Annotated in this window: 14 protein-coding genes; 6 read left to right on the top strand and 8 right to left on the bottom strand. The window is 47.1% G+C overall.

What is annotated here, in order from left to right; all coding sequences use genetic code 11:
- Positions 1-80: 80 nt before the first annotated feature.
- Positions 81-1412: an ABC transporter substrate-binding protein gene (locus tag H7T88_RS21305; protein ID WP_154891485.1), complete on the bottom strand. Its 1332-nt coding sequence runs from the start codon at positions 1410-1412 to the stop codon at positions 81-83.
- 223 nt (positions 1413-1635) lie between these two features.
- Positions 1636-3945: a glycoside hydrolase family 88/105 protein gene (locus H7T88_RS21300; RefSeq protein ID WP_260511048.1), complete on the bottom strand. Its 2310-nt coding sequence runs from the start codon at positions 3943-3945 to the stop codon at positions 1636-1638.
- Between the two features lie 358 nt (positions 3946-4303).
- Here H7T88_RS21300 and H7T88_RS21295 point away from each other — a divergent pair, with 358 nt between their 5' ends.
- Positions 4304-5131, top strand: a complete 828-nt coding sequence (locus tag H7T88_RS21295; protein ID WP_221790179.1) for a methyl-accepting chemotaxis protein — start codon at positions 4304-4306, stop codon at positions 5129-5131.
- Positions 5132-5343: 212 nt separating this feature from the next.
- Here the strand turns inward: H7T88_RS21295 and H7T88_RS21290 are convergent, their stop codons facing one another.
- Positions 5344-6168, bottom strand: coding sequence for an endonuclease/exonuclease/phosphatase family protein (locus H7T88_RS21290; RefSeq protein WP_221790178.1), 825 nt, complete (start codon positions 6166-6168; stop codon positions 5344-5346).
- Positions 6169-6409: 241 nt separating this feature from the next.
- Between H7T88_RS21290 and H7T88_RS21285 the strand changes: the two genes are divergently transcribed.
- The gene (locus H7T88_RS21285) at positions 6410-8161 is read left to right on the top strand and encodes an SWIM zinc finger family protein (protein ID WP_221790177.1); all 1752 of its coding nucleotides are present in this window, start codon (positions 6410-6412) and stop codon (positions 8159-8161) included.
- A 5-nt stretch (positions 8162-8166) separates the two neighbouring features.
- On the top strand, positions 8167-11196 hold the full coding sequence (locus tag H7T88_RS21280) for a DEAD/DEAH box helicase (RefSeq protein WP_221790197.1): 3030 nt from the start codon (positions 8167-8169) through the stop codon (positions 11194-11196).
- A gap of 128 nt (positions 11197-11324) precedes the next feature.
- Here the strand turns inward: H7T88_RS21280 and H7T88_RS21275 are convergent, their stop codons facing one another.
- Together H7T88_RS21275 and H7T88_RS21270 are read right to left on the bottom strand one after the other, a co-directional pair.
- Positions 11325-11792, bottom strand: coding sequence for a hypothetical protein (locus H7T88_RS21275; RefSeq protein ID WP_260511046.1), 468 nt, complete (start codon positions 11790-11792; stop codon positions 11325-11327).
- A gap of 176 nt (positions 11793-11968) precedes the next feature.
- Positions 11969-12616 carry a TetR/AcrR family transcriptional regulator gene (locus H7T88_RS21270; RefSeq protein WP_221790176.1) on the bottom strand — a complete coding sequence of 216 codons (648 nt, stop codon included), beginning with the start codon at positions 12614-12616 and terminating at the stop codon, positions 11969-11971.
- A gap of 214 nt (positions 12617-12830) precedes the next feature.
- Here H7T88_RS21270 and H7T88_RS21265 point away from each other — a divergent pair, with 214 nt between their 5' ends.
- A complete protein-coding gene (locus tag H7T88_RS21265) occupies positions 12831-13514 on the top strand; it encodes a type 1 glutamine amidotransferase domain-containing protein (RefSeq protein WP_090924207.1) in 684 nt (227 codons plus the stop codon).
- Between the two features lie 185 nt (positions 13515-13699).
- Here the strand turns inward: H7T88_RS21265 and H7T88_RS21260 are convergent, their stop codons facing one another.
- From H7T88_RS21260 to H7T88_RS21250, 3 genes are all read right to left on the bottom strand, one after another.
- Positions 13700-15166: a glycoside hydrolase family 1 protein gene (locus tag H7T88_RS21260; RefSeq protein WP_260511045.1), complete on the bottom strand. Its 1467-nt coding sequence runs from the start codon at positions 15164-15166 to the stop codon at positions 13700-13702.
- Positions 15167-15190: 24 nt separating this feature from the next.
- Entirely contained in the window at positions 15191-17122 is a 1932-nt protein-coding gene (locus H7T88_RS21255) for a beta-glucoside-specific PTS transporter subunit IIABC (RefSeq protein WP_221790175.1), read from the bottom strand.
- A gap of 202 nt (positions 17123-17324) precedes the next feature.
- Positions 17325-18170, bottom strand: coding sequence for a PRD domain-containing protein (locus H7T88_RS21250; RefSeq protein ID WP_251511027.1), 846 nt, complete (start codon positions 18168-18170; stop codon positions 17325-17327).
- 361 nt (positions 18171-18531) lie between these two features.
- On the opposite strand from H7T88_RS21250, the gene H7T88_RS21245 reads away from it, so the two are divergent.
- A complete protein-coding gene (locus H7T88_RS21245) occupies positions 18532-19068 on the top strand; it encodes an RNA polymerase sigma factor (protein ID WP_154891493.1) in 537 nt (178 codons plus the stop codon).
- Positions 19052-20179, top strand: coding sequence for a DUF4179 domain-containing protein (locus tag H7T88_RS21240; protein ID WP_154891494.1), 1128 nt, complete (start codon positions 19052-19054; stop codon positions 20177-20179). Before H7T88_RS21245 ends, H7T88_RS21240 begins: the two co-directional genes overlap by 17 nt.
- Positions 20180-20197: the final 18 nt, after the last annotated feature.

Raw genomic sequence — 20197 nt, 5'->3', positions numbered from 1 at the left:
ATTTGTAGATATATCTTGTAGACATATCTACAAATACAGATACAGGTAAAACTCGTCTATAGCTACAAGTTCTATTCTCTTTACTGGCTTGATCCAAGCGTTGCTTTGGCGCCCTCAATAAACTGGGCAATGATGTCTGTCATACTACCTTGACCAAAAGCGATCTGTTCGCTTGCACTTTTGAAACTCGTGTCCACTTCAGCAAAACCTTGCGGGTATGGCGGGCTAATTTCACTGGAATGTTTGGATACCGTATCAATGAATTGGAAAATGACTTTCTCTGCATCTGACAGCTTCGGCTGCATCTGCTCACGGATACTCGCATTGACTGGCACACCGCGCTCTGATCCAAGAATCGCTGTCGCTTCAGGGTCATTCACCATAAAGTCAATGAACATAGCTACTTCTTTTGGATGTTTGGATTTGGCATAACCGGACAGGAACTGGCCTGGCTTCAGATACTCACCGATCCGTTGTTCGTTCACACCATGTGGCAACACTTGAATGCCAAGCTTATGATCCTGGTTTTTGTTCACTTGTTGGAACGTAAGCAGTTGGTTGGACCACGCAAAGTCCATAGCCGCTGTACCCAAAGAAATCGGTCTGGTTTCGAGTGCATTGGTTGTGGAAGCAGCGACTTCAGCGGATGTAGCTCCTCTGTTCTCACGCAATGCAGCCCACATCTCAAACCACTCTTTCAATTGGTCACTTGTTGCTGTCATGGTGCCATCCTCAAACAACCCTTTACCGGACTGGCGTACAAATACCTCAAACATATTCGTAGCACCGGAAATGTCAGCCGAACCGTAGAATCCGTCTCCCTTCGCTGCAGCAATCTTGGCTGCTATCGCTGAGAAGTCGTCCCATGTCCAGCTTTCCTTCGGCTCTTCAATGCCCAGTTGCTGGAATAATGTTGCGTCATAAATGACACCTGGCGCATTCACCCCAAGGGTGATGGCATATAGTTTATCGTCGATCGATCCGGCTGTAATCATGCTCTTGTCGTGGTCTTTGATTCGCAGCTCTTTATCTGCATATGGCGTCAGGTCAAGCAAAGCACCGCGCCGTGCAAAGTCCGTCAGAAACGCGTAGTCCATCTGGATGATATCCGGAGCGTTCGAACCGGCAACCTGAGTCGTAAGTTTGTCAAAATATCCATCCCAGCCCGAATATTCAGCTTTAATTGTAATGCCTGGATGTTTCTCTTCAAACAGTTTGATCACTTTGGTTGTCAGATCATGTCTGGTCTGTGACCCCCACCAGGTCATGCGCAGTTCAATTTTGTCAGAAGTACCGCCTTGGCCTGAATCACCGGAAGATGCCGGTGTGCTTGAGGTTCCTCCAGAACAGGCTGTAGCGAATAATAACAGGGACAGGCAGAACAGGGTTACCCACTTTTTGGTGATGATCATGAATGAATTTCCTCCCCTTTTTGCTTATATGAAATCGCTTACAAAACTATTGTAATCGCCTGTCTCTGTACATGACATAAACAAAAGTAAGCTATCCTGTCAAAAAAGTAAGGGGTTCACAGGAAAGAAAAACCACCGGAAACCACATTCCCGGTGGCGCTTATCTCTTCATGATGAACAAACCTAAAAAATGAAGCAGGTGGGAAGCTGATACAACCTCGTTCTATCCGGAATGTACAGTAGACGCTGTAGACTTCGCCGTGCGCTCCGATAAATGTTTCTCCATTTTGGCTACCTCTGTTCCAGCCAGCATCATGATCCCAATGCCATGGTTGTCATTGGTAACCGTCCGCAAATCTTGATCGTAGTATTCAGCTGTGAATGCATATCTTGATCCGCTACATACGCCGTGAACGTTCCCTTGACGGTCAATGGCGTTGCTCACCAGTCCCTTCCAAGCCCGCTGAGCTGCCGTAACGTATGCCGAAGGATCTTTAAACCAGCCGAAACGCACACCACGTGCGAAACCATACGCAAACATAGCTGTACAGGAGGCTTCCAGATACGTTTCCGAATGATTCAATACTTGATGCCAGAGCCCGCTCTCACTTTGCAGTGCTGCATAACCCTCGCATAGCTCGTTGAAAAACTCGATTAAAGCGGGACGCTCCGCGTGGTCTTCAGGCAATGCCTCCAGTACTTCTGTCAGGGAGAAAAGAGTCCACCCGTTACCACGCCCCCAAGGAATCTGAGTCGCCTGTTTATATTTGAAATCATATACATGAGACATGATCTTGTATTCAGGCATAAACAAATATTTGCGATACAACGAAAACTGTTTGGCCGCTTCATCGAGTGCTTCGGATTTCCCTGTCACACGAGCATACCGCACAAGGAACGGTGTACTCATGTAAAGGTCATCTGCCCACATCGTATTCTCGGCATATTCCCCAGCACATGTTCGATAGAACGCCCCATCCGTTTGACGCTCCAAACGGTTAAGCATAAAGTCCGCGATTCGTTCAGCAATGGGAAGGAAGGTTGGTTCCTTGCATTCCGTATATGATTCCAGCATCGCTGAGCCGAAGGAACCACAGTTATCCAACATCTTCAACATAATTAACTGCTGATTAATAGAAGGAAAACCATACTGCTCACGATCCCATAGAGAATACTCATACATCTGAGTGCATGACTGTACATGTTCTGCGGCATAACGGGTAATATCTGTTCTTTGCATATATCGTCCTGCCTGGAGCAGGCCATAGACGGTAACACCCAGCGGGTAATCCCAACGTCCATAGTTGGTTACACTACCCACGGTCCATTTATTGCTCAGCATCGCATTTTCATAATAAGGTCGGATGAACGTATCCGGCCGATCCAAACGCCAGTACGTCCGCCCTGCTTGCGAAACGCCGCTCGTTCCTGTGCCTTGTTGTCCTGCATTAGTCCGGTACACACGATCCAAACGCATCAAATCTGCAAGTTCTGGCTCGGCTCCAGATTCAAATGGACCTGCATAGAACCAACATTCTTCCAATGCTCCCTGCACTCGTTGCGGAAGCTCCAACTGAAGAGACTCTTTACCGACAGAAGCTTTCAGGTCAAATCCCCATGAGCCAGCACCAGCTTGACATTCACTTCGTACCAGAAGATCATTTCGGCCAAATGTGGCTTCAACCTCCACTTCAAACGATCCTGCGTTTTTTATTGTTGCAACTGACTTGTCCCCGAGCCAGATCTGTATTGGACCAGAGGATTGTCCAGATAATCGAACCGGACGTCCAGAGGTATCACGATTGTTCAGATTCGTCCATGCATAAGCGTGTCTGCCTGGAAGCAGTCCATAGATTCGTTCCAAAGCCGATTTATTCTGTTCGGAAGCAGACCACTGGGTCTCTGGCAACCATTTTAGATTACTCTCTCCTTGACTCGCGAGCAGGTTTGGCTGGGCTTGTGCAGATGTAACAGGTTCAGAGAAGACCCATCCCGCTTGCCCCGAACGCTCTTGAAAAGGAGCAAGTACATTCAAAATACGTACTTTGCCTTCATCGGAACCGAACTGGCATCCGAATCCGGCAGGGGTGTTTTTCATCTCCAGCCACACGGTATTCCAGCCGGGCTCGATGTCGATTCCAAGCTTCACCGTGGCATCTGGCGTTATCTCATCAATGACCGTAGAACGGTAGATCAACTCGTTGTTAAAATAAAAACGTACCGGTCCATAGCAACGTACCAGCACATCGAGATTACGGTTCTCATCCCCCCATACCAGCGCTGCGGCGTAGGAGATATGATCTTTCGGCGCGTCTGGAAAGCGTTTACCAAGATTCAGATCATAGAGCCCTTTATCATTTTGCAAAATGCCGGATTGCTGAAACGCACGGTACACAAAATCGGCCTGTGCATTGGCACCAATATATCTCTCGGCAAGCACCTTCAATACCTGCTCCTGATCTTCTCCGAATCGATAATACATGCTCTGCGGTTCACTGAAATACGTTGTCATTGAATGCCACATTCCTCTCATGTTGAAGTACTTCTCAATCTTATAAAAGCCCATGCTTGTTTACAGGACGTTGTTCACTTATTTTCATGATATAGATATAGCGCTTAACCTCAATGAGGATACCCCTTTATGAGCAAGCGACAGCATTTCTTTTACCATTCGTATCGATTAATAATCCTAGTATAACTGACACAGCTCATGGTGGCTATAGATTTTTGTTTACGCTTACACTGTATTCGCAAATCCTCGCTTCGCTTACCAAAACCAAGAAATATATGGTACCTGTTACAATCATGGTTAAAAGAAATTCGAGACGCAACCGATATATACTAGGTAGTTTAATAACAACCCATACTAATTTGGAAAGGACAGATTTATATTGAATACGCTTGAATCTCTGGTCAATACGATGCCTTTTGTACGTCAAATGTTCCGTGACGATATCTCCATATCGATCAATGATCATGAAAAGGTATTATATTTCTCCGAAGCCCAAAGTCTAGATATTGGTGTAAAAGCCGGCGACGAACTACATGATGACTACAAGCATTTCAAAATGCTGAGCAATAAGGACTCCCGCACCGTTGTGCGCATGCCTGGTGATCTTCAGGGAAGGCCGTTCGATTCCATCCTCATCCCTGTAAAAGAAAACGGACAAGTAGTCGGCATACTGGGGGTCAACTACGCACTTGATAATCACCTTACACTGGAAAAGCTGATTAGCGAAAGCGAAACAACAATCAACTCCCTTGTTGGTGGCATTCAGCAAATTGCAGCTCATTCGGAACAGCTGTCAACAACCTCGGAGGAAATTTTGCGAAATTCTCAAAAGGCATCCGAAAATTCGATTAACGTCACAAAAGTCACTAACGTGATTCGTGAAGTCTCCGAGCAAACCAATCTGCTTGGATTAAACGCAATGATTGAGGCCGCTCGTGTCGGTGAGCAAGGCGCCGGATTCGGCATCGTAGCTAGTGAAGTCCGTAAACTCTCCGATCATACGAAACAAGCTGCGTCGGATATAGAGACCTCTCTGGGCAGTGTGCAGCATTCCATGAAATATATGGAGCAAGAGATTGGCCAGATTACGACAGCAACTGGAGATCAAGCCAAGCTTGTGACTGAATTTATGCAAAGTATTGAACAACTGAGTGAGACCAGTGCAAATCTAAAAAAGTTTGTACAGCAGATGCTGGCGCTTGAATAAACATTTATTGATCAACAATGAATCTTAGAAAAATTTAATTTAAGCAGCACGATTTACATAAGAAATGAGTTTTTCATAACACACCAAGAGCCTCCACAGTCATTCCCTGTTCGGGATATGAGCGGAGGCTTTCTATCTACATGATCGAATATAGCATTCAGGCGTACACGAGAAAGAGAATGTACGTGCAAAAGCATAAACTCGGAATATCCTTATATCTCTACCGCAACACCGAAATGATCGGATACGACAGGTCCCTTTTTACCATTTAACACAACGTTGGAGATCTGCGCCTGAACAGGACGATTCGAGAAAATATAATCAATTCTTAGCGGTTGTTCATTGTTCGCCCAACCGGCAATCGCTTTAACCACAGTAGCCCCGTCGTCTTTTTGTTCGGCTGTCGTATACAGATCATTCCAGCCATGTTCCATCATGTAATCGTAGCCTTGTCCACGAATCTCCGCGACATTGTTGAAGTCCCCCATCAGATACAACGGTTGATGCATATAAGGTGCAAGCACACGCTCGGTCAAATCCCATTGCCCCTTAAAAGGTTCCTGTGCATCATCCCACCAGTTATAATGTCCGTTCACAAACCATGTGGATGTGGACTCACCTTCCAGGGTAGTCTCAATCCCGACGATTTTGCGTGTTCGATAGTTGTTATAATCCCGCATGTGGGACACGTATTCGCCGAATGAACGAGTAATGGGTGTCCGGCTTAGAATCGCCAGCCCCTCATCGTATGTACGAAACCCGATATGTGTTGGAATCCAGGTCCAGTAATACGTCTCGGTTAGTTGCTGTAGCAGGACATGAGCGTAGTTATCCTTTTTGATCGTCACATCCGCTTCGGTTGCTGTATACGTCTGCAATTCCTCTTGGGTCAGAGCCGTTTCTTGAATCGGCTGGTTCACTTCTTGCATCGATATGATATCAAATTGATGTGTATTGATAAAATCAGCCAGCTGACTGATCTTGGTTCGTTGGTTTTCTTCCGCCCAAGCATGGACATTTAATGTAAGGATTTTCATCTCTATGCTCGCTCCTGTTGTTGAATATAGTCTTTATATGGCTGCCGCGCAGCCAGTACCGCTCCTGAAATGAATACATACGTTATAAGATAAGCATACACAATATGGAGTATTCGTGCAGTAGATTCCGATGACGTCTGCACGAGCATCTCCAGAACTGATATGATAGAAGCATTGAAACTCTAGACCTTGACGTCGAAGACGTCATCATTAGTTAACCATGTATACCCCAGGAGATGGAATGATGAACAAACCTAAGGATCAGATCATGGATGACACGCAGTGGCAAGCACTGATTCGTGAAGTTGCAGATCTTTTTAACAACCTGACGATCATGCGTGGATTCCAATATTATAAACAGAAACGTGTTGTATCTATAAATTTCAACGATGCTCAGTCTATTACCGCCCAGGTACAAGGATCAGAATCTTACGAGGTTGTGCTCCGTATGCAGGACTTGTCCACCAGTTATTGTGCCTGCCCGGTTAACTCTCCATGCAAACATATGGCTGCTGTATTGATGAGTTATGCCGAACAGCAAGGACGCCCCGTTACTGCACTGGTCAATGCACATGCAAGTACTGCCTTGAAACAAACCAGCAAACCGGCAGGTTCGACATCTGCGAGAGCTTATAGCTTCAGCGATGTTACGGAACAAGAGGAGGCTGTCCAAGACAATATCTCCTCGGATGGACCCCAGTATAGCACAATTAAGGAGCGGGCAACCGAACTCGCTGGAATGGACATTGTTGAATGGCATGAACTATTTCGAGCGACCCTTAAGCGACTCGGGACAGGAACGGCAACGACGGGCTACATTCAGGAAGCTGCAGATGAACTATACGCGATCAAACCCAAGATGTCAGTGGCGATGGATCAGCTGTTTGAGCTGCATGTTCAGCTTTACCTCATGCGATACTGTATACCACCCGCGCGCAACTCGATTACGCATACTCCTGTGTATTTAAGTTACCCTGCCCAGCTGGCGGTAGACTCTCTCCAAAAAGGAATTGAGACCCTTCTGCTCCAGTCGCTGGACTTGTCCGGATTGAAGGGCACGGCATTTGAACAAGTCTGGGCAAGGCTCGAAGAAACTTCGGCTTATTTGCGGACAGAGATGTTGCCGGAGACAGCTAATATGATGTTCTTCTCACCCGTTTACTCCAAGCTGTGGCTGAACTGGATTGTGCCCTGGCTTCAAGGTAAACAGGCGATGTTGGAGTCAGAACTTCATCTACTGAACGAAGCAGAAGCAAAGATCATTTCGCCAGAAGGAGCTGTCCCCGGCGGAGAGAAGAACGTCAGAAAAGGATCTTTACCCTTACCGCTTGTTCTGGCACAGAGCTGGATGTACTACCATCTGGAACAGGATTCATCAGCTTGGCAGAAACTTGTCCATGGCAGCTCAGCCTATGGCATTCCGCCGGAACATCTGTTGTACTTTCTCCATACACTGACCGATGCAGCTGAATGGACACGTCTGTCCGAATGGCTGGTACAGCTCGGGCCCCTGCTGGCGGGTCGCCGCAATGCTCCTTTACAGGACTATATGCGATTGTGGGATACTGCAATCCAGCATGTCCCGGATGCAGAGCACCGGATGTGGGACACGCTGGTCAGCATGCTTCCCCACTCCAGGCCTGCTTATGAGGATGCCATGCATTCTCGGGGGCAGTGGCGCAGGTGGATTGATTTTCAGCTGAGCACAGGCACTGAACCTCTCGAATTCCGAGTAGCTGTATTGCAACCCATTGAGAAGGACGCCCCTGAGTTGCTTTTGCCGTTCTATCACCAGGCGGTGGAGCGTTATATCGCACACAAGAACAGGGATGGTTATAAAGCCGCAGTAAAGCTGCTGAAACGACTATCCAAAATATATAAAAAAATGAAGCGAGAAGAGCCGTGGGAGCAGTTTATTACTGCACTGGCTGTTCGTAACAGCCGATTGCGCGCTCTGCAGGAGGAACTTCGGAAAGGTAAACTGATACCATGAGTCTAATTCACCCATACACGGAAACGATTGAGGTACACGTGGCGTTGACCGGCTATGGCGATGCGCTATTTTACGGTGCGCTGAATACACATCACTTTGTGTCAGGCCAGTCGTTGAAGCAGCGTCTATTCGCATGGCATGCTCCTTCCTTTTACGGCACGGAGCTTGAAATCCGGCAGATTGAAGAGATTGAGCTTGTGGTGTTGCCTGCGGAAGAGGTTCTCCCATTCTTTGCAGAGATGAAGACTCTGATTCATATTGAGTGGAAGTGGGATGAACAGGCTGAGTACCTGATCCGACTAGCCCCTATACTGTCCTCGTCTATTGATCATCGCAAGCATGTACCCAGCTTTGAGGCTTATCGTGCCGGACAACTGCAATGGACGTGGGACTCGGATAGTCTGAAAAAGCAGGATCTGGCTGCACTTCACCAAGCCATGCAGCAGACGGATGAAAGTTTCGCTGAAGGACTTGGCGCAGCTTACTCTGCCGCTGTGTTCCAGCGCTGGTATAGCTCCGAAGAAGCAGCCACCGACCTGCGGCGGGAGTTCCCGCAGCTCTTCCCCGAGCGCGGAGTGCTTCCGCGAACAGGCGGCCTTGATGCTCGGTCGTGGCTGGTGTCCATCGGCTGGAAAGCCGATGCCGCACCCTTCCGCCCGATGCTGCAATTGCAGGAGCCGGACGAGGACGACTTCTCCTGGCGACTGCGTTTGGTATTGCAGAACAAGCTGGACGCTGCCATTCTCGTGCCCGTCATGCTCGATTCACGCGGACGACTGGAGGGCGAATGGCCCGAAGCTTGGACGCCATTTGTTCTGGATCGCTCGGCTGGCTGGCTGGATCAGCTGCGTGCGCAACTGCCGCGTCTTGGCAGTTCCATCAGCGGCAGACGAGATATTCTGAGCGATCCGCTGGATGATCAGCAAGCCTGGCAGTTTCTGACCCAGGAGAGCGGTCGCTTGCTAGCCGCGGGATGGCAAGTTCTATTGCCGGGCTGGTGGGAAGCCGCCCGGAAGAAAAAACCGAAGCTGCGAGCCAAGGTAAAACCGGAGGAAGGCAGCGAGCGGGGCCAATCGTTCTTTGGATTGGACTCCATCATTCATTTTGACTGGCGCATCGCTATTGGGGATAGTGATCTTAGTGAAGAAGAATTTGCAGATCTCGTCGCCCGTAATGAACGACTCGTCCGTTTCCGCGGCGAATGGGTTCCGCTCGACCCCGATCTGCTGGAGCAAATTCGCAGAGCGATGGGTGGTGTAGATCGGGAGCAAGGACTCTCGTTTCAGGATATTCTGCACCTGCATCTGCTTCACAATGAACAGCGTGAATATGCCAAGCAGAAATGGAAGGAAGGTCAACAGGCCGAGGGCGAACAGGAACCAGAGCCATCTCAGACCAGCGAGAGTATCCGGCTTGAGGTGGAGTTAAATGATCATCTGAACCGGGTCATCGCTCAGCTCGGAGGCGGACAAGGCGGAGCCCCTTCCCTGCCCGTTCCGGAGGGACTTCATGCAGAGCTACGTTCCTACCAGAAGGAAGGTTTTGCTTGGCTTGGTTTTCTGCGCAGATTCGGCTTAGGCGCTTGTCTTGCTGATGATATGGGTCTTGGGAAAACGATTCAGTTCATTACGTATTTATTGCACATTAAAGATCATGAGCCAAGACTACCTGGACAAGCACCTGCCCTTCTGATTTGTCCAACATCCGTACTCGGGAACTGGCAGAAGGAAATCAGCCGTTTTGCTCCTTCCATCCGTGTCAGTCTGCATTACGGGGCACGCCGGTTAAACGGAGAAGAATTCCGGGAGCAAGCCGAACAGTCGGATATTATCATTACTTCCTACGCCACGGCGACGTTGGATCAGGAACTGCTGGAAACCTATACGTGGTCTGCCATCTGTCTGGACGAGGCGCAGAACATCAAGAATGCCCAGACGAAACAGTCCGTGGCTGTACGCAGTTTCCCGGCGAAACATCGCATTGCGCTTACAGGTACGCCGATCGAGAATCGGTTATCCGAACTGTGGTCGATCTATGATTTCATTAATCCGGGTTATCTGGGCAGTGCCCGGGCATTTCAAACCCGCTTCATCAGTGCGATTGAAAAGGATAAGGATGAGCAGCGCATGCAGGATCTGCAACAACTGGTGAAACCTTTTATGCTTCGCCGTAAGAAAAAAGATCCGAATATCCAGCTCGATCTGCCGGACAAAAATGAGATGAAAACATATATTCACCTCACAGGTGAACAGAGTGCATTATATGACCAATCGGTGCAAGCCCTGATGGATAAAATGAAAGAGCTGGAGGGCATCAAGCGCAAAGGTGCGATTCTCTCCGCGTTAACCCAATTGAAGCAATTGTGTGACCACCCGCTGTTGCTCACCAAGGAAACGTTGCCTGAAGAACTGCCTGCGGATGATCCGGCAACATCAACCTATGACGTGTACAGTCCGCAGGACATGGCGATGCTGATCAGCCGCTCGGCCAAGCTGGAACGGCTGATGGAGCTGGTCCGCGAGCTACGTGACGAGGGGGAGCGATGCCTGATTTTCACACAATATATCGGCATGGGGCAGATGTTACAGCAAGTGCTACGGCAGGAGCTGCAAGAGCCTGTACTCTACCTGCATGGTGGCACGTCGAAGACTGCACGGGATCGCATGATTGAGGAATTTCAGTCCCGTACACTGCCTGCGGACAAGCAACCTTCGGTCTTCATTCTGTCCATCAAGGCTGGTGGTGTTGGGCTGAATCTGACGGCGGCCAATCATGTCTTCCACTTTGACCGCTGGTGGAACCCCGCAGTGGAGAACCAGGCAACAGACCGGGCCTATCGCATGGGACAAACCAAGGACGTACAGGTGCACAAATTCATCTCCCTCGGTACACTGGAGGAACGCATCGACGAGATGCTGGAGAGCAAGCAACAACTTAGTGACAACATCATCACCAGCTCCGAGAACTGGATTACCGAACTATCGACCGATGAACTGAAGGATTTGTTCACGCGTCGCCGGGACTGGTCTGGTTAAGCTGGCTGAGTAAAATAAAAAAAGAGCGAAGCTTTGGAATGTGGATTCCGGCTTCGCTCTTTTTGCTTTTGTAACGTTGTGCTTCTTGATGAAAGTACCATTCTAAACCTTGTTTTGGGATCCCAGTCCTAGCGCATGTTACCGATGATGGAGGATCTGGAGTCTTGCATCTTTTTAATGAAATTAGTCATGAGATCAAAAGCTTCATTCCGCTTGTTAGACATGGACTGCAGACGAAGCATATCCATTTGTTGCGAATTGCTGAGGGCATCAATCTGGCCTTTCAATGTTTGCACAGCGGCTTGATCTCCGTTTTGCTGAGCCACTTGCAATTTTGCATTGAGATCAGCAATCTGTTGATTGCGGTTCTGTACCTCTTGAATTTGTGTTTGCAATTGAGCATCCAGCAATCTAGTGCGCTCCTGCTGCACCATCATCAAGGCCGTTTCAATATCCATCGAGGAGATGTTTACTCCGGACAATGAAGAAACGGGCTTTGCCACAGTTGCACTTGCTGCCGATGCAGAAGTGACAACCGATACTGCTGCAATTGCAGCAATAGCTGTTGAAGAGAGAAGCTTTGTTGACTTTTTCATAGGGTAGACCTCCCAAAATATGTAGAAGACATCTGGTCATAATTGACATCTTTCGACATGATTATATCAGAAGACCTAGGACTTTAAATCTATTTATTTTAAATTTGAAATAAAATATATACTTCCCGTTGTTATATCCAGAGCTAGCCATCCAATAACCCTCTCCAGTCCGCTCTTTACATTGTCCGTGATAGCTGTTGAATCAGTTCGTTAATGTATGCTTTTACTGGCTGATCATCCAGATTCTCGATCCGTGACGGGCTAAGTAACTGATGTTTCTTTAGGATGTAAAAGTCAAACAAGCCCTGACGGATGGTCATATCTTGCGTGATGGAAAACGACGGCTCAGCGATTCTGCGGATCACAGCTTCATCTTGAATCATGTATAGCACCGGGCTAATGCGATTAAAAATACCTTGTTCTATTCCCTTTTCAAAAAATGAACATAACTGTTCACTATGATGCCTCAAAGCGGAAGCAATGCCTTCGTATAATTCCGGGTAAAGCTTCTTCACCTCGTTCCAAAAGAACTCGGGCAGATATAACACATGGGTCATCGCATGCTCATAGGCGATCTGAAATCTACGCTCGTACGAGATCGTATCATCGTCCATTGTTGCCCGGGAATCATGAATCTCCTCAATATACACGTTCAGTACGTTCTGGATAATTTCCTCTTTGGATGAGAAATATTTATATAGGGTTGCCTTGCTGATATCCATATGTTTCGCGATGTCATCCATGCGCAGGGAACTGATGGACTTTGCACGCAGAACCGGAATGATTTTGGTTAGTAGTTTTTGTGAATTTTCCAAACGTTTCAAGGGGGTACCTCCTTCATGCTGCGTCAATTGCTCCAAATTGGACAATATAATGAGTATACCATGCCTGGACAAAATAGATAGAATAAACGAACTATACGAATTTCATCGTTTTAGTTTACTTTAACAAATGAGTATGATATATTGTCTGCATGAAGTTGTTAACGATTATATTTTACACAATTTAAATCACAAGCATGTACAGGAGGTTTTCACGATGAAAAAAATATTAGTTGTTTTGACCAATGTCGATAAATATGCAACCAAAGATGAACCTACAGGTCTGTGGCTCAGTGAAGCCACTCACTTCATTGAAGAGTTCGACCATAACGATAATGTGCAGATTGATCTGGTTAGCCCGAATGGCGGCAACGTGCCACTTGATCCGAAAAGTCTGGGCGACTCTCTGGATGCCAGCACCAAAGCTTATTTCGAGAACGAATCCTTCATGAACAAATTGAAAAATACATTGAAACCGAGCGAAGTAAGCGCAAGCGACTACGATGCCATCTACTTCACGGGTGGACACGGTACAATGTGGGATTTCCCGGACAATGCCGAACTTCAAGCGCTATCACGTGATATTTATGAAAAAGGTGGCGTAGTATCCGGCGTGTGCCACGGGGTTACTGCCCTGCTGAATGTGAAGCTGTCCAATGGCTTGCTTCTGATTAACGATAAAAAAGTGTCCGGCTTCACCAACGAGGAAGAAGAACTGGCACAACAAACGAAATATGTTCCATTCCTGCTCGAAGATGCACTCCGGGAACGTGCTTCCGAGTACGTCAAATCCTCTCCTTACACTTCCTATGTGACAACAGATGGACGTGTGGTTACGGGACAAAACCCGCAATCCAGCAAAGCCGTAGCCGAAAGTGTCAAAGAATTGCTTGGTCTGTAAGATACCTCAGCTCCCCCATGAGCTTTTATATAAATGAATGTTGCAACAATTTACACAACACAAACAGCACGTATCCGTCATGATCTGATGGGTACGTGCTGTTTTATTACTGTTTCTAGTCTTAAGCCTTTTGGAAACTACTAGGAATTAACCACACCTTCACTATAGATACAGGTGCGATGCGGTTACAGTTCTGCCCCATTGGTACGGATTACATTCTGGTACCAGTAGAACGAGTCTTTGCGAATCCTTTTCAGCGTACCCTTACCGTAGTCGTCCTGATCCACATAGATAAATCCGTAGCGCTTACTCATCTCCGATGTACCTGAACTGATCATATCAATAGGACCCCACATCGTATACCCAAGTACCTCGACGCCATCCGCGATGGCCAGTCCCATCTGTTCGATATGTTTGCTTAAAAAATCAATTCGATAGGGATCATTCACCGTGCCATCTTCATTCAGTGTGTCGTAAAATCCAGAGCTGTTCTCCAAAATAAACACAGGCTTTTGATACCGGTCATAGACCAGATTCAGCGTATAACGCAGGCCGATCGGATCAATCTGCCATCCCCACTCGTTTGCGGGTAGATGCGGATTTTTGTACACGCTGTGCACATTACCCGCTGTTAATTCAAGCTGCTCGGTATCGCTGCTGGAGATCATGGAGTTGTAATACGACATGCCTACAAAGTCAGCCGTATGTGCCCGAATTCCTTCCAGGTCGCCATCCTCAATGCGTAGCTGAATGCCTTTATTTTTAAAATACGTCTTGCTGTAGTACGGGTATTCTCCCTTGTTGAGCACATCCAGATAAAACTGATTTTTCATCTGATCATCCTGCTGCATCTGTAACGCGTCCTCCGGCTTGCACGTGTACGGATACGTGGTGAAATAGGCCACCATGCTGCCAATCTGATTACTCGGATCAATCTCATGTGCCAGTCTGGTTGCTCTGGAAGCAGCCACAAACTGGTGGTGCAGACCCTGAAAGAGCATTTCCTCATAATTAGGCGCGTCATAATCAATGATACCGAGCGTTTTTGCCGATGCTTTGACACTCATATTAATCTCGTTGAACGTAACCCAGTATTTCACTTTTCCTTTGTAGCGATTGAACAGCACTTCGCAATACTTCACATATAGATCCACGAGCTTGCGGTTGTACCAGCCACCGAACTTGTCCATCAGTACAATCGGAGTATCAAAATGGCTAATAGTAATCAACGGCTCCATGCCGTGCTTCAAACATTCATCAATGACCTGATCGTAGAACTGTAACGCCTTCTCGTTTGGAGAAGCATCATCCCCACCCGGAAACACTCTCGCCCACGCAATCGAATAACGGAACACCTTGAAGCCCATCTCGGCAAACAACGCAATATCCTCACGGAATCGATGATAAAAATTAATCCCCCGCCGCTTCGGATAGTTCGCCGCATTCGGGTCGTTTCGAGCTTCCTCAATCATCTCCCAGTTCACCCGAATCTGTTTGGTTACCTTGCGGTCGTTCTTCTCGTTAAACTTCATGACCTCGGGAATGGTCAGGCTCTTGCCGTCCACATCATAAGCTCCCTCTGCCTGACAAGCAGACAGTGCACCGCCCCATAAAAAGTCTTTTGGAAAATGGGATTTGCTCATATTCGTCATTGTAATTTCCTCCTGTATTTTTATTCAAGGAATAAGTTTAATTAATGCTTCGCTCTCCCGGATCGGGCCGCTGTTCGCTGTCGTGAGCACATCTCCATATTGTTGCATGTTAGTAACAACAATCGATGTAATCGTGTTATAACCTGCTGATCTAATGCCGTCTGGATCAAACTCCACCAACAAATCTCCTGCTTGGATGGTCTCTCCCTGTTTGATGTGTGCGTTAAAATATTTGCCTTTCAGGCTGACGGTGTCTACCCCGATATGGATCAGAATCTCTACGCCGTTATTTGCCTTTAAGCCAATAGCATGTTTCGTGCGATAAAGAGCTTCAACCACTCCGTCAAACGGGGCATATACCTTGCCTTCCGTTGGCACGATCGCAATCCCTTTTCCCATCAGTTCTTGTGCAAAAGCTTGATCCTCGACTTCGGAGATCGGTTTAATCTCACCCGTCATCGGACTTACGATGAGCATATTTGAAGAAGAAGTGTCGTTCAAAATAGACTTTTCTGATTGTACTGTGCTTGCCACTGCATTCGATTGATCGGTGTTTACTGTGCCAGAAGTTTTCTGCGACGGGCTTCCGTCTGTATCTTCCTTAATGCCCGCAATCAGGGTGAATACAAAGGCCAACACAACTGCAGCAATACATCCGATGATGACATAGATGTAACGATCTGCTGTGTACGTGCCTAGCGCCAGTAAACCTGGAAGTGCAATTGCATTAGCTGTGGTATGAACCAGACTGTAAAATCCACCAACGATACCACCAGCCAAACAAGCTGCGAAGAACGGGCGTTTATATTTCAACGTTACACCATAGATTGCTGGCTCCGTAATTCCGAATAACGCCGTGATGCCACTAGATCCCGCAGCAGATTTCATCGTTTTGTTCTTCGTTAGGACAAATACACCAAAGGCCGCGCCAGCTTGCGCCAGATTCGCTGCCAGTGCTGTAGGAATCAGCACCGTTGCACCCAGTGTAGCCACCTGTTGAATCTGAATCGGCATGATGGCATAGTGCATACCAAACATAACCATAATCGGTTTAAAGAAACCGAGAATCGCTCCCGCCAGAACACCCGCCGTAGAGAAGAGTGAGTTAATACCGTTCGTCAGCCAGTCACCAATATGTGAACCCACAGGGCCAAACACGATAAGTTCAAGGGGAACCATAATAAACAGCACGATCATTGGCGTAAGCAACACTTGCAAAAACTTAGGAATCACTCGATTCACGAGTGGATATAAGTAACTCATAATCCAAACAGCCAGAATAATAGGAATAACCGAAGATGAGTACTTCATTAACAGGATCGGCATGCCCAGAAAATCAACTGTGCTCACACCTGTCTCGGCAATTTGAGCTGCCGCATTCAGAATCGTCGGGTGCATCAGTCCAGCGGCAAGCGCTACCGCAAGATAGGGATTCGTTTTGAACTTATGTGCTGCGCTGACAGCAAGGAAGAACGGCAAGAAATAAAAGATCAAGTCACCGATCATATTGATAATGACCATGAATCCAGACCCTTCCAACCATCCGAGTGCTGCCATTACCGTCGCAAAACATTTGATCATGCCGCAACCAACCAGAGCCGGGAGGATCGGTGTAAAAATACCGGCAATCGTTTCAAGTACCGCATTGAACGGATTGCGTTTTTTCTTCGATCCACTGCTTGCTGCGGATTCCTCGGAATTTTCAAGTCGATCTGAGGTTAAGTTTTTGACTTCATTGTAAACAGCATCTACTTTCGCTCCAATGATGATCTGAACCTGCCCCCCAGAGTTCTGCGCTTTAAGCACACCTTCCAGCTGATTCAGCTCCTTCAAATTGGCCTTACCATCGTCTTTCAATACAAAACGCAAACGGGTAGCACAGTGTGTAAGTCCGGATATATTTTGCTCGCCGCCAACGAGCTCAAGCACGTTTTTAGCCAAGTCTTTATTATTCATAATCCTGTTCTCCTCTGCTTCATGATGGATAATTAGATATATATGAAAAATGACCAAGCCGGGGAATCGTCATTCCCTACGCTTGGTCATGCCTGATCGAATCAGTAACAGTCCATTAATGAGTATTCAGTTGTCCTATTAGTTAAAGCTAAGGATCATTTACACTGACACTTCGATGACAGAAGAACCTGGAGAGTAGCTGTTATTCTGCTGGTTCGTTAGTGGTTAATCGCTGGATGTGCAGGATCAGATACAATTTCTCATCATCGGAACATGTCCAGCCATAGTTTGTTTTCAGGAAATCCGCAATCTTCTCTACACAAGCGAGTTCCTTCGGGAACTTTTCCTTCACCATCGTATACAGGGACTCATTCTCATCTTTCAGTGACTTGCCGCTCATCTGCCGCATGATGAAGTATCTTATATGTGTAGCGAACCGCATGAAATGAATGGAGTCCTCTTGAAAATCAATCTTGAGTGCGTATTTGATTACGGAAAGGATCTCTCCCGTCACGGTAGTTACCTTGGTTGTATCACTCATCTCGCCAGAACCTACCTGTGCATTCACAAAATGCAGGGCAAGCAGGGTGATCTCGGCTGACGGCAGAGCCAAATTCGTTTTCTCCTGAATCAGCTTCAGTGCAGCTTCCCCTACCCGGGTCTCACTCGGATACAGTGTCCGCACTTCCCACTCCAAAGGATTTTTAATGTTGATGCCTTCCCTGGTTCGGGAAAGGGCAAAGCTGATATGGTCGGACAGGGTGAGAAGCAGATTCGGGTTAAAGGTTTTGTTCAAAATCTCACTGCCCAGCTTCATCACTTCCTCCGCGAGATAGATATCCTCAATCGGAATGCTGTTCAGCAGGTCATACATCCGAATGTTCTTCGGGGCCACGAAGATTTTCTCCACCAGATCCGTCTCGGTCAGCTCATATGGGGTTTTGAGAAACCCTACACCTTTGCCCACCACGAATACCTCTTCGTTATGCTCATTAATCGCAATGGCCACGTTATTATTCACTTTTTTGATAACCTTCAACGTTCTCACCCCCCCGTTAGAAATAAAAAAAGACCGAAAGCGATTACACGAAGGCAATCGAATTCGGTCATGCCTGGTTTCCCCAGTAACAGTCCGTGTTAACAATATACTTTTATTATAGGCACATCCTTCGAAAAGTCAATTGGTTAATATCAGGAGAATCAGAGCCTGCTTCCTATGTAACCTGTACTTTGGCATTTTGCTACGCATGAAGGGCATCTGTTGCTCCTAAGCGTCTAACAAACTAGAACTTTTTTATTCAAAAATAAATGTGACCATCTGCCCCACCCGGCAGTCTAATCTATGTAAAACCGGCCAAGAGATGTATCTCTAACACGATATAAACCCGTTACGAAAGGAGCTGTTAACTATGGATTCACCCGATCTCATCACACAGGCTATCCAGGGAGATCGTGAAGCTTTCATCAGGCTGATCCGAGAGATCGAAAATTCCCTATACAATACCGCCATATCCATGCTGCGCAAAGAAGAGGATGCCGCAGACGCGATTCAGGAGACGATCCTGAAAGCCTACAAATCCATGCATACCCTTCGGGAACCACAGTATTTCAAAACCTGGATGTTCCGTATTCTCATCAATGAATGCAATACCTTGTTATCCCGCCGCTCTCTCTCCACTTCTTACGCAGAAGTACCCGCAGAACATCAGGCACAATCCAGTCCATACGATGAGGTGGATATGCGAGAAGCAGTCGATCAGCTGGAAGAAGCCAAACGCATTGTGATTGTACTGCACTACTTTGAAGATATGAGCCTGCGTCAAGTCGCCGATACACTGGGCCTGTCCGAAAGCGCCGTGAAGATGAGGCTGAGCCGGGCAAGGAAAGAGCTATATCAAAAATTCAAAAACTTTCGGGAGGTAAAATTACATGTCGAACCCGTTTAATCTCGATCAAAAATTAAAAGAACAAGCCAAGGAGCGTCCTGCCATGTCTAAAATCGTACGTAACCGCATTGATGCCACACTGGATTCCCTTCCGGAATCAGCTAGCCAAATGAATATGGAGTCGGTTCAGGCTCATCCATCAAAACGTGTTCATAAGCCACTACGCCGTACCGCAGGAGCTGCTGTCGCAGCAGGTGTGCTGGGCTTAACGGTATTTGCATCCGGTTTTGTCTCTCCAGCAATGGCTGACTCGTTGCGCAACATTCCACTGATAGGCAGTCTCTTCAGCTCGATTGAAGCTGATATGGGTCTGAGAACAGCAGGCAACGAAGGTTTGACTACACCAGTGAACAGCTCTTTCACTTATCAGGATGTGAAATTCAAAGTATTAGAAACGGTCTATGACGGCACACGTGCAGCGTTTCTCGTTCATGTTACTGCACCTAATCTCAATCAGGGCATGTACGACAATGGCAAAGATATCGTAAAGCTGAGCAGTGGCGTTGAAAATGTATTTTTCGATGTGAACGGTTCTCGTCCAGATAGCGGTCTGTTCTATACTTCAGCCGGAGCGAACGAGCCTGATACGTTGCTTTTTGAACAGGTTATTCCTGCAGATCACACAGGCGTCATCCCGGATCAGTTCGAAGCTAAAGTGAAGTTGAAGTTGCAAGGTATGGATCATGAGTTCGAATTGACCGTTCCGTTCACTAAATCTATAACGGACACTCATAACGTTCAGCCGAATAGCACGATAGAAAATGATCTGTACACGGTCACTGTGAACAAAGCCGAGGTCACCCCAATTACGACTCGTCTAACTGCTTCGATCGCGTTAAAAGGGGAAGAAACGTTAAGTAAAAAAGAAGAGAAACAGCTACGTGAAATCCGATTTGCTGTCTATGATGATCAAGGCCGACAATTGACTGCATTGAGCGGTGAAGGTGTGTATCAAGCAAACCAGTTGAACTGGGAAAACATCTATGCTACCACAGCCAAGGATGTGAAATACCTGATTGTGAAGCCTTTTAAGGTGAAAGATGATTTTGCCGAAGAGGTCAAGGACGATCAATTCATTAAAGGAATGGAAATGAAAATCCAGTTGCCATAGCTCAATTTCATTTCCTTG

The organism is Paenibacillus cucumis (ex Kampfer et al. 2016), assembly GCF_019748695.1.
GTDB lineage: Bacteria > Bacillota > Bacilli > Paenibacillales > Paenibacillaceae > Paenibacillus > Paenibacillus polysaccharolyticus.
The sequence above is the reverse complement of the archived record's forward strand: the minus strand, read 5'-3'. Positions and strand labels throughout refer to the sequence as shown.